Origin of the sequence: Wolbachia endosymbiont (group A) of Opomyza germinationis (genome assembly GCF_964264765.1) — a bacterium.
Lineage (GTDB): Bacteria > Pseudomonadota > Alphaproteobacteria > Rickettsiales > Anaplasmataceae > Wolbachia > Wolbachia pipientis.
Genome location: NZ_OZ183482.1, coordinates 507,677 through 519,663 on the forward strand (window position 1 = coordinate 507,677; position 11,987 = coordinate 519,663).

Consider the following 11,987-nt stretch of genomic DNA (forward strand, 5'->3'; position numbering starts at 1 on the left):
AAAAAAAGTGTGACAACGAGCATTACCAAAAGGAAAAGTAAAAAATAGTTTTTATGCTTCTGCCGTTCTTTCATAACTAAAATAAACCAATAGAACAAAAAATAATACTGGCGAATAGGGAAAATAGATAAGAAATTGAATAAGAAAACATTTTTTTCTGTGAGCTGTGATTCTTGAACTTCATAACAGATACAGCGTACCAAATAAAAACGCAACCTTCAAAGGTTGCCATGCTTAGATAAAGTAAAGCCTTTTTCAAAAATAGAGCCGGAAGCAAGCTAGTTAGCACCAGCAAAACACTATAAATTAATATATATTTTCTTGTTTTTTCCGGACCATAAACAATATTGAACATTGGAATCGATGCCTTTGCATAGTCTTCAGACTTATTTAAAGATAGGGCCCAAAAGTGTGGTGGAGTCCACATAAAAATTACTAAAAATAAAATGAAACTTTCCCAACTGACAGAATTAGTCACAGCTGCCCAGCCAATCATTGGAGGGAAAGCACCTGCTGCACCACCGATAACGATATTCTGCGGAGTACGCCTTTTTAGCCAAATTGTATATATGAAAACGTAAAATAATATGCTAACAGCAAGCAAAGCAGCAGAAATATAGTTTACTGCTATTGCCATGATAAATACTGACAATATTCCAAGAGTTATACCAAATTCAAGCGCACTTTCTGCAGAAACTCTACCTGAGGGTATAGGGCGGTTTTTTGTCCTTTCCATGAGCAGATCTATGTCTCTGTCATACCACATATTTATAGCACCTGCAGATCCTGAGCCAAGAGCAACACATATAAGAGATATTAGTGCTAGAAAAGGGTGCATACTACCTGGTGCAGTAACCATACCAGCAACTGCAGTAAATACCACAAGATACATTATCCTTGGCTTCAGCAAACGCCAAAAATCCAGTATTGTTGATTCAACATTTAGCAAAACACTTGTGTACATTCTATTTTACCACTGGTGGCTTTTCGAAAGTATGAAAAGGCGGTGGTGAAGATACCGTCCATTCCAAGGTGTCACCTTCCCAAGGATTATCTCCAGCTTTCTTGCCCCATTTAAAAAGATGTATAACTATAAACACAAAAAACATAACTGAAACAAAGGACATATACGAACCAATTGAGGATATATAATTCCAAGGGATAAACGCATCAGGATAATCAGGTATACGCCTTGGCATACCAGCTAATCCTAAGAAATGTTGAGGTAAAAAAGTGATATTGGTGCTAATAAAAGTAAGCCAAAAGTGGATTTGACCTAAGCGCTCATTATATTGTTTACCCGACATTTTACCAATCCAATAATAAAAGCCAGCAAAAGCTCCAAATAATGCAGCAAGTGACATGACATAATGGAAGTGAGCAACAACATAATAGGTGTCGTGCAGGAGCTTATCTATTCCACCATGAGAAAGAATTATTCCCGTTATGCCACCGCCAACAAACATGAAAATAAAACCTAGTGCAAATAGCATAGGGGTCTTAAACTCAATTGCTCCACCCCACATAGTTGCAATCCAGCTAAAGACTTTTACACCAGTTATAACACCGATAAAAATTGTGGTAGTGCTAAAAAATGCAGCAGCGTCAGCACTAAGCCCAACAGTGAACATATGGTGAGCCCAAACCATAAAGCCAAATACTGCTATACCTATCATTGCATAAACCATCCCTATGTAACCAAATACAGGTCTGTGAGAAAAAGTTGATACAACCTGACTTATGATGCCAAATGCAGGAAAAATAATTACGTAAACTTCTGGATGGCCAAAAAACCAAAATAGATGTTGAAATAACACAGGATCGCCGCCACCGGCAGGATCAAAAAAGGAAGTACCAATATTGCGATCAGTAAGAAGCATAGTTATAGCACCGGCAAGCACTGGTAAGGCAACAATCAACATAAATGCTGTTAGCAAGACAGACCAAACAAACAGTGGCATCTTAGTTAATGACATTCCTTTTGTGCGCATGTTAAATATAGTAACTATAAAGTTGATCGCCCCAACAATTGACGACATACCAGCAACATGAAGTGCAAGTATAGCAATGTCAACTCCTGCACTTGGATGGGACATTACCTGTGATAGAGGTGGATATAAAGTCCAACCTGTACCTGGACCTTCACCAATAAACACTGAGAGAATGAGCAAAATAAAAGATGACACTAATAACCAAAAACTTAAATTATTCATACGAGGAAATGCCATATCTGGTGCGCCAATCATGAGAGGTACAAACCAGTTACCAAATCCTCCCATGAGGGCTGGCATTATCATAAAAAACACCATTATCAACGCATGCCCTGTAACCATTACGTTATATAATTGATAGTTATTGTTAAGTATATTAATGTGCATTAGCTGAGTGCGAATAATCACCGATAATAATCCACCAATAATTCCAGCTAATATGGAAAAAATAATGTACAGTGTCCCTATATCTTTATGATTGGTGGAAAACAACCAACGCTTTATGCCCTTTGGTACGTCACTCATATCTATACTCCAAATTTAACTCACTAATTTTCTATTTTCAATCCACTTATTAAAATCTTCTTTGCTTACTGCTTCAACAACAATTGGCATAAATCCATGGCCTTGACCACACAATTCGTAGCACTGCCCATAATAAACACCAGGCTTTTTGATATTAAACCACGCCTCATTCAGCCTACCTGGTATCGCATCAATTTTTACACCGAAAGCCGGTACTCCCCAACTGTGTATCACATCTCCTGCTGTAACTTGTAAACGAACGTTAGTATTAACGGGTAAAATGATGTTGTTATCAACAGAGAATAGCTTTAAATCTCCTTCGATAAAGTCTTCTTTTCCCTTAATATAACTATCAAATGACACACCTTGATATTCTGGATATTGGTAACTCCAATACCATTGATGGCCAATAACTTTCAGTGTTATATCAGCTTTCGGTATTTCTTCCTGTAGCTTCAGTAATTTAGCGTTTTCAAAGGCTAATATTCCAACAATGATAGTTGGTATAACAAACCAAATAATTTCTAAAGGAACACTATGGGTAGTTTTACTTATGTTTGTTACTTTGCTTTTACGAAAGCGAAACGCTATATAAGCAAGCAGCGCCCACACAAAAAGCATTATTGTAACCATCACAAGCATCACAAACGAATGTGACCTAACTACAGCCTCCATTACTTCAGTTGCAGGAGCAGGAAATCCAAATTGCCAGGAAGTAGGAGCAGAGGCAACAGATATATTTGAGTAAAATATTATCAATAGTGCAAATAACTTCACCATATCTTTTGTTTGTTTGCTATAAAACTAAGTGATATACTGTATAATAGTATATATAAACTTACTATGCAAATAGAGATTAGTGATGGTTAATAATTTTTTAGCATTCAACAAGTATAATAGTACAATACTAATTGAGGAAAAAAGCATTTACATAAATCTATTGTAAGTAAAAATATTATAATATTTTAAATTAAGTATTTACTTTAAGTAAGTTCTATAATAAGTTTAATAGTGTCTGTTACTGCTAATAACCCTCTAGCCTCACACCTAAAAGCAGTAACAGACACTATTAAACTTTATGACAAGTTTATAATCTGTAAGATCAAAGTCTTACAAGTTTCTTTATTTCATTATACAACGAAATCTTTAGAGAAGCCAAATGGGCAAAGTTTCATGAAGGTCTTTGGCATCTCTTAGCATAGATCCCTTACTTAACCATCATACCGCGATTCATTCGCAGTATCTCAAAGCATAGATCCCGCTAACACGTAGCGGGATGACGATTGTCGTTTAGCCATAAACATTAAGAAATTTACCAAATAAAAAAAAAGGCAAAAGAAGCCCCGTGGTGGTTGGCTATTTACTATGTACTAAAATATCGGCGTTTTTTTTGACCTTATCCAGAAAAAGTGGAGAGAAAGTTTGGAATGTTTTTCACAAAGAGAATGATGAATCAAAATGCTCAGGAATGCAATAGTTAATAGTGACGTTGTTTGTTATAAAAAATTTCTATGTATTCAAATATTGCAGTTCTAATTTGTTGAGCAGAGTGTTGTGAAGTATCAATAAGTATTTCTCTTTTCAATGAGCTAAAGAAGCTTTCCACAACAGAATTGTCGTAACAACAACCTTTATGACTCATCTATGTTTTTTATGGATAAGAGATATTGATAACCTTGCAAAGTATATTGTGAACCTTGATCACTATGTAATAGTAGATTTTTGGCAGGTTTACGCTTGTTAACGGCCATTAATAAAGAGTCCATAACCAATTGTTTATTTATTGAACTGCTCATTAACTACCATGCGTGAATATAGATCGATTATTGTTGCCAAATATAGCCATCCTTCTTTGGTTTTTATATAAGTAATCCCATACTTTATTTGGTTGATCAACAATAAAGTTTTGATCTAGTATATTGGGAGCTACAGCTCTATTATCTGTTTGTTGTTTTTTAATTTTAAACTTTCTTTTCAGTATAGCCCTGATGTCATTTTTCTGCATAATACTTTGCACCGTTTTCAAATTGCAACTTTTACCCAAAGCCTTCAATTCAGCATGAATTTTAGGAGCTCCATATCTACATTTAGAAGCTTGATATATTTTTTGAATATCTGCTAATAACTCTTTATTTGCTGATTCTCTACTGCTTATTTTTCTTGTGGTCCACTTATAGTAGCCACTAGCAGAAAATCCTACATAATTCCTGTACTTTATAGCAGTTACTATATAAAAAAATATTTTACTCTTTTTGACTGGCCAGGGCTTTTTTTAAAATGTCTCTTTCTCTTGTTACTTTTGCTAACTCTTTCTGTAAATCAAATCTCTCTTTGTCATAAGGTGCTACATCTGGAAATGCATTTGCCGCTGACTTTTTTTCGTTATATTTCTTCATCCATTTTCCTAATACACTATCCCTTATTCCTAGATCTCTTGCTACTTTTGCAACTGGTTGACCTACCTTTCTTTGTTCATTTGCCAGCTTAACAGCTTCCAATTTGAATTCTGCTGTATATTCTCTTGCCATTTCTAATCCTCCAAAATTTTATTTTACCCGAAAAAACTCCTTTCTTTCTCTCCACTTTTTCTGGGTAAGGTCAATTCGGAACTCTATTTCTTTTTTACGATCTTTACTTTTATTCTTATTGTTCATATAATATACCCTTCACTAATAATAAATTATTTTTAAATGTTTACTGTTATTTTCTTAGCAGTATTGGCATAAAGCCATAGCTTTTGGGTGAAGTCAAATCAAATTTTCAATTTTTTTTTGTTTATTTTTTTATGAAAAGGTAGAAGATATTAATAGCTGCTAATTTCTTTAAACGATGTTGTCGTAGATTCGTATTTTTATACACCAAAAAGGGTATCTTTGATGTCTCCTACAGCTCCAAACTCATAGCATCCATTTGCCGGCCTTTTAAGGCGCTTTATAGAAGGGTTAATAAAAGATGTACAAAAGGACGTCTAAGGTGCGTAGTAGCATTCTAAAGCCATCTATGGGAGACATTTTTTTCATCAACGCATTCAAAACTTAAAAAAATAAAAAACTTGAACATTTCTTCAGAATTATGTATAATTATTAATGCTTTTTAAGGTTCTTTCTTATGACTTTTTCTAAGTTTCTTGATCCCAAAAATGATGTATCGTTTAAGCGTATCTTCGGTACTGAAAAAAATAGAGATATCCTTATTCACTTCCTCAATGATATTCTTGGCTTTACTGGTAAAAATGAAATAAAGGATATAGAGTTTTTAAGTACTATTCAAGACCCCGATATCGCCGCTAAAAAGCAAAGTATTGTTGATGTTCTCTGTAGAGATTCTACAGGTGCTCAATACATTTGCGAAATGCAGGTCGCTAAAACTAAAGGCTTTGAAAAACGTGCCCCATACTATGCTGCTAAAGCTTACTCAAGGCAAGCTGATAAAGGTGACCAGTATCATAACCTTAAGGAAATTATCTTCATTGCTATAGCAGATTATGTACTGTTTCCTAATAAATCTGAGTACAAATCAAAGCATACTATTCGAGATGAAGACACTAATGAGCATGATCTAAAAGATTTCTATTTTATATTTATTGAGTTGCCAAAATTTCCAAAGAATAAGGAAGATCAGTTGGAAAATATAGTTGAAAAATGGGTTTATTTTTTTCGATATGCAGATGAGACTAGTGAAGAAGAGCTGGAAAAAATAATAGGTAGTGATGTAATAATTAAAAAGGCCTATGAAGAGCTAAATAGATTCAACTGGTCAGAAAAAGAATTTATTGCCTATGAACAGGAAATAAAACGTATTCTTGATGAACAGGCTGTCCTCGCTCAAAAACTTGATGATGCTACTGAAAAAGGTAGAGAAGAAGGTAAAGAAGAAGGCATCCAAATCGGACATGAAAAAGGCAGAAAAGCAGAGAAAATCGAAGTGGCAAAGAACTCACTTAAGGCCGGTGTCTCTATTGATGTTATCGCTCAAATTACCGGCCTTTCGATAGATGAAATTCAAAAATTAAGGAATTAATACTTTACCTTGACCTCTAGCTTGAGTTAAATGACATTGAACAGAAGTATTATTTAGATAACTTTTAGGCTCCAAGCTTATTTGTTGTTCTTTTACGTCACTCACTTCTAATCTGCTTAACATTTGTTGCATTAATTGATTTATTACTGGGTCTATTCTTCTATTAAATTCAGCCATAAACTTATCAAACTTTTTCGGACTTAATCTACCGGGATCTCCGGGTTCTCTACCAGGCAATGCTTCCTCTGCGTATGATTTTAAAATCCCTGAAATTTCATTAAATTCACCACTCCTAATTTTTTCATTAATCTTCTCAAATAATTTCTCAAAATTAATATCTAAGCGGTGCATTTTTATACCACCTTTCGATTCAGCTTGCTTCTCTAATACTTCCTTGAACGACTTTATAATATCCGATGTGTAAAAAAGAGCCTTTACAGGATTAACATCAGAAAACTTAGGAAGAGGACACTTTTTATCTAGAAAAGCTTGTAACAAGAAAAACATCAAGCTAGCATTATTACTCGCACAAACTTCACGACTAAATTGGCTAGTATATTGGATATTTGGGTTTCTTACTGTATCAGAATGATTGGAGCTACTTCCTGCTGTACCAGAACGGCTAGAGCTATTTTCTGAAAATGAAGGCAACGCAGCCCTTAAAGGGGAAGAGATAAACTGAAAAACACCTTTAACAGCATCTATCCATGAAGACGGCTTACTTGCTCCGCTTGTAGCTCCTATTTTGTTATAGCCTATTTCGTCACTTTGCGATGAATTGTCTGATGCATTATCATAAGATAGATCACACTTAGCTTCTTTTGTAATACTATATTGTACATCACGCTTCTTGCGAGTAGATCCACAATCCTCAATTTTCCATTGACATGGACTATCTTTGCCCCTGGCCTCCAAGTAAATACTCTCCTTCTATCCCTATCATGGCTAAGATAATCACTAGCAGGATATAAATACTCATTAAAATAAGTGCTTTTTATATATATGTTGTTACCTTCAGGTTCAAATTTCCATTGACATGAACTATCTTTGCCCCCTGGCCTCCAAGTAAATACTCTCCTTCTATCCCTATCATGGCTAAGACCATTACCAGCAGGATATAAATACTCATTAAAATAAGTGCTTTTTATATATATGTTGTTACCTTCAGGTTCAAATTTCCATTGACATGAACTATCTTTGCCCCCTGGCCTCCAAGTAAATACTCTCCTTCTATCCCTATCATGGCTAAGATAATCACTAGCAGGATATAAATACTCATTACTATAGTAAACACTTTTAATACATACCTCCGATGAAAATACTGCATTCTTTACTGACTCTGGTAATTCTCCTTTTATCCTTTCAAGCTCAGATTTTTTTTCCGAATGAACATTATGGTAATTACTCATCTCCATAATTCTTTTTACATAACGGGCTAACCTAAACTCCGCATTTTCTACACCTTTAACTTCAATACTAGCTCCAATATTGAGAAGATTTGTAACTTCACTAACATTCCCACTTTCTACAGCAGCAAATAAAAGTCTATCATACTCACTTTGCTTTGGTCCTAAAAAGTTTACTACTTCTGACTGACGAGAGGTATTTGCTACATCTAAAGGTTTTCCACCATCCTTATTTTTAGCTCCAATGTTAGCCCCCTTATCTATAAGAAATCTAATTATCTCTAAATGACCTCCTTCAGCAGCCCTATGCAAAGATGTGTAACCATCACTATCTCTAGCTTCAATATTAGCCCCTTTCTCAAGAAGTTCTCTAACGTCACTAAGGCGTCCTGCTCCTGCAGCACTAACTAATAAATCATCATTGTTTAAAGTCATTTGTCCCTCCACATTTATAAAAACTTACCTAACTTAACTAAGCAATCACACTATAACAAGCCACTCTTACCCTGAGCTTTTTTCTTTCCTCAAGCAACACAGAAAGGACCATCTTCCCTCAAACAAGAATTCTGGAATGCCCTCACATAACATAGCCCGCTCACAAAAGTAAAATTACCTTAGCCATCACACACTTACATACCATAAAAAATTAGTAATCTAATGTATTTCAGGAATAGTACTCCACTTTTAAAACTTGTCAACCCCTAATTTAAAATTTTTTTGAAATAATTTTTGATGAAAATTTTTAATGAATTACTATTAATTTAATATTAAATATTACTAAGAACCTAAATAATACAACCACTTTCAGCAATAAAAACCAGCTAGCATGAGAAGATTTTTTTGGAAATCGATTGGTCTTGCAAATATGCTTAAAATCTTCGTTTCAAGCCCTGGATGTAAATTTATTTGCCTTTTTTTGACTATTTGGGGTTCCTTCTCTATCTCTTGGTGTTAAAAGTTCAAATGAATCTGCACTTGTACGTAAAGCCTTTGCATTTCTCCCATTTTTTCTATTATTTTCTTCACTTTCAGCCAATAAGTGGTTTTCTATTTCACCTTTTTATATCAATTTATTACTTTCTTTTTGATTTGACACACTTTTTTGAACATCTCTATTGTGGAACAAACTTTCTCTTGGTTCTCCAATTTAGACACATGAGCAAAGATTGTGAGCTTTCTCCTCTTACTTCAAAAACCAATATCTTCTTTAATATGATTACTTCTATGTACTTACTAAATTAGGCTACTTAAATTCCTTAGGCAGGTTATAAACGGATACCTTTGCTGAGCTTTCAAAGCTCTTTATAGAGGTAGGTGATTCTAATGTTCCAGGTACGTCATCATAATCAGATAGTTGCGTAGAAATTGAATTCGTCCTAATACCCTGAGATGTACCTTCTTGAAAATGAAGTAATTTATTTTCCAACTTATCTCTTGCTTCTCTAAAACTGTCCAATTTTTTTTGCAAGCTAACACTTTCTTCTTTATACTTTGAAAGTGTTAAATCGATAAAATGATTACACAACACTATTAGACCTGTAGCACTAGAAAATAACAACAAGAGAGGATGAATGGTAACACCTGGCATATCTCCACTTCTTGCATCATGAAAATTTTTATACATATTAAGACAAGAGCCAAAAGCTGCAGAGCATACAAAAGCAAGTTTTGTTCTGCACAGGAAATACTCGACTTGCGCTAATTTTTCATTGCAATGTGCTAATTCTTTACGCAAATCATTAATTTTATCACTATAATACCTAATAAACAATTGTTTTGTTTCTTCATTATTAACATATTTCCATGCTCTGTAAGATCTTCCATCTATGAGCTCAACGTTTACATGCTCTGATTTTAGAAGCGCACTAATTGCGTTACTACTTCTAGAACGCACAGCTTCATGTAGAGGTGTGTAATCGCTTTTAACATCTTTCCTTCTGTTAATATTTTCATAAGTTAAATACTTGAAAAGAGCCGAAATACATTCTGGGTCATTACCTTCAATAGCCAGAGTAATTGCATCTTTTCCGTCTTTATCCTTAGAATTAATAACTTTAGAAAGCGGCTTTTCATTTTCTTGCTTATCTTCAAAATACTTGCACTTATACACCTTATTCGAACGATATGGCTCCTTAAGAATACACAAAAGTTCTTTTACAAGATCAACCTGATTTTCTTTAATAACCACATGCAAAAGTGTGTTTTGATTTTCCTCATCTTGTAACAGTAAAACATCATACAAATAAGCATTTTCATGTAGATAACTAATCTCTTTATTGAAACGTGTTTTATCTATACCTTCTCTTCCTCCTTTACAGATACTGAAGAGTCGTAAACTACCTTCCAAAGCATTGTGATCAATTGCAGAGGCACGTCGCCTTCTGTATAAAATTGGCGCTCCTTCTACGCAAACACTTCCGAAGTAACGAGCAATAGGGGAATGGATACATGCACTTAAAAAATTAGTAAGAGGGTTACAAGTGTTCACACCATTCCTACCTTCAAGCAGTCTAACTACATCTAATTTATTATACGAATCAGCATAATATAAAGGATCCCGATCATAACAGTCCTTAGCATCAATTATAGCATCACATTCAAGAAGAAGTTTAGCTACATCTAAATGACCTTCCCTAGCAGCATAATGTAAAGGTGTTCTAGCTTTTTCATCCATGGCCTCAACTTTAGCACCTTGGCTTATAAGAAAGCTAACCATACCCTCTCTATTGTAGTAAGCAGCATAGTGTAGAGGAGCTATACCCAAACGGTCTTTAGCATTAATTATAGAATCATGGTCAAGAAGAAGTTTAGCTGCATCTAAATGACCTTCCCCAGCAGCATAATGTAAAGGTGTTTTATCTTCTTCATCCATGGCCTCAACTTTAGCATCTCGGCTTATAAGAAAGCTAACCACATCCTCTCTATTGTAGCAAGCAGCATAGTGTAGAGGAGTCATACCAAAACGGTCTTCAGCATCAATTATAGCACCACGGTCAAGAAGAAGTTCAGCTACATCTAAATGACCTTTCCCAGCAGCATAATGTAAAGGTGTTTTAGCTTCTTTATCCACGGCCTCAATTTTGGCATCTTGTTTTATAAGAAAGCTAACCATATTTTTTCTATTGTGGTAAGCAGCATAGTGTAGAGGAGCCATACCAAAACAGTCTTCAGCATCAATCATAGTACCACGGCCAAGAAGAAGTTCAGCTACATCTGAATGACCTTCCCTAGCAGCATAATGTAAAGGTGTTTTTCTACTATCATCTTGAACGTTAACCTTAGCATTTCTACTGAGAAGAAGTTTAAGGACATACAAATTACCCTTACAAGAAGCTACACACAAAGGCGTTTGATTGTTTATACCTTTAGCCTCAATATTAGCACCTCCATCAAGAAAATCACTAACCTTTCTAATATCTTTTCTTTCTATAGCAGAAAATAAATATTTATCTAGCTTTGCTCTCAAAAAGTTTGCTACTTCTGTGTTACCAAGCTCATTTACTATGCGTAAAGGTGTCTTAACATTATTATCCTTAGCTAAAATGCTGGCACCTTGATCAACAAGAAATCTAACCATATCGTATTGACCTGCACTAACAGCATAGTGTAGAGGTGTCCAATTTTGGTCACATCTAATGTCAATATCAGCACCAATACTAAGAAGAAGTTGAGCTACATTTACACTATTTTTACAGGCAGCCCAGGACAGCAAAGGCAACTTATCTAAAAGTTCACGATTAACATTATATTTATCAATATGTTGATCAATATATTCCTCCAACCGTTTAAAGTCGTCATTTTCTATAGCATGCGTAAAATCCGTTGTAAGGCTCGTTTGATCTTTCATAAACTATATAAAAAAAACTATTTTCCTACTCAGTACAATACTCCATTTTTAAAACTTATCAACCCCTATTTAGAAATTTTTTATGGAATAATTTTTGATGAAAGTCTTTAATATATTGCTACTAATTTAGCAATATATACTGTTAAAAACCTAAACAATATAACCATTTCCAGCACCCAAAACCAGCAAGCGTGAGAA

The 11,987-nt window shown here is 34.6% G+C and carries 11 protein-coding genes and 1 pseudogene; 1 reads left to right on the forward strand and 11 read right to left on the reverse strand.

Annotated features, from left to right (window positions below):
• Nucleotides 1–76: 76 nt before the first annotated feature.
• The 7 genes from ACFEL3_RS02465 to ACFEL3_RS02495 form a co-directional block, all read right to left on the reverse strand.
• Complete coding sequence (locus ACFEL3_RS02465) at nt 77–964, reverse strand: heme o synthase (protein ID WP_265039624.1); 888 nt, start codon at nt 962–964, stop codon at nt 77–79.
• Nucleotide 965: 1 nt separating this feature from the next.
• Nucleotides 966–2,516 (reverse strand): cytochrome c oxidase subunit I, encoded by a 1,551-nt coding sequence (gene ctaD / locus ACFEL3_RS02470; RefSeq protein ID WP_010962499.1) that lies wholly within the window; start codon nt 2,514–2,516, stop codon nt 966–968.
• A gap of 15 nt (nt 2,517–2,531) precedes the next feature.
• Nucleotides 2,532–3,296, reverse strand: a complete 765-nt coding sequence (gene coxB, locus ACFEL3_RS02475) for a cytochrome c oxidase subunit II (protein WP_010962498.1) — start codon at nt 3,294–3,296, stop codon at nt 2,532–2,534.
• A gap of 697 nt (nt 3,297–3,993) precedes the next feature.
• The gene (locus tag ACFEL3_RS02480) at nt 3,994–4,158 is read right to left on the reverse strand and encodes an IS3 family transposase (protein WP_375316776.1); all 165 of its coding nucleotides are present in this window, start codon (nt 4,156–4,158) and stop codon (nt 3,994–3,996) included.
• Nucleotides 4,148–4,282 (reverse strand): hypothetical protein, encoded by a 135-nt coding sequence (locus ACFEL3_RS02485; RefSeq protein ID WP_338482380.1) that lies wholly within the window; start codon nt 4,280–4,282, stop codon nt 4,148–4,150. The genes ACFEL3_RS02480 and ACFEL3_RS02485 overlap by 11 nt, the downstream gene beginning before the upstream one ends.
• A 29-nt stretch (nt 4,283–4,311) precedes the next feature.
• The gene (locus tag ACFEL3_RS02490) at nt 4,312–4,758 is read right to left on the reverse strand and encodes an IS3 family transposase (protein ID WP_320109417.1); all 447 of its coding nucleotides are present in this window, start codon (nt 4,756–4,758) and stop codon (nt 4,312–4,314) included.
• Nucleotide 4,759: 1 nt separating this feature from the next.
• Complete coding sequence (locus ACFEL3_RS02495; protein WP_038198869.1) at nt 4,760–5,044, reverse strand: transposase; 285 nt, start codon at nt 5,042–5,044, stop codon at nt 4,760–4,762.
• Nucleotides 5,045–5,624: 580 nt separating this feature from the next.
• Here ACFEL3_RS02495 and ACFEL3_RS02500 point away from each other — a divergent pair.
• Complete coding sequence (locus ACFEL3_RS02500) at nt 5,625–6,536, forward strand: Rpn family recombination-promoting nuclease/putative transposase (protein WP_265039623.1); 912 nt, start codon at nt 5,625–5,627, stop codon at nt 6,534–6,536.
• Here ACFEL3_RS02500 and ACFEL3_RS02505 read toward each other — a convergent pair.
• The 4 genes and pseudogenes from ACFEL3_RS02505 to ACFEL3_RS02520 all read right to left on the reverse strand — a co-directional run bounded on the left by ACFEL3_RS02505 (nt 6,525) and on the right by ACFEL3_RS02520 (nt 11,789).
• Nucleotides 6,525–7,364 (reverse strand): hypothetical protein, encoded by an 840-nt coding sequence (locus ACFEL3_RS02505; RefSeq protein WP_265017885.1) that lies wholly within the window; start codon nt 7,362–7,364, stop codon nt 6,525–6,527. The two genes, ACFEL3_RS02500 and ACFEL3_RS02505, sit on opposite strands and share 12 nt — an antisense overlap.
• Nucleotides 7,292–8,377: an ankyrin repeat domain-containing protein gene (locus ACFEL3_RS02510; protein WP_264329545.1), complete on the reverse strand. Its 1,086-nt coding sequence runs from the start codon at nt 8,375–8,377 to the stop codon at nt 7,292–7,294. Before ACFEL3_RS02510 ends, ACFEL3_RS02505 begins: the two co-directional genes overlap by 73 nt.
• A 405-nt stretch (nt 8,378–8,782) precedes the next feature.
• Nucleotides 8,783–9,002, reverse strand: a pseudogene (locus tag ACFEL3_RS02515) (transposase); the annotation flags it as partial.
• A gap of 183 nt (nt 9,003–9,185) precedes the next feature.
• Entirely contained in the window at nt 9,186–11,789 is a 2,604-nt protein-coding gene (locus tag ACFEL3_RS02520) for an ankyrin repeat domain-containing protein (RefSeq protein ID WP_375316777.1), read from the reverse strand.
• Nucleotides 11,790–11,987: the final 198 nt, after the last annotated feature.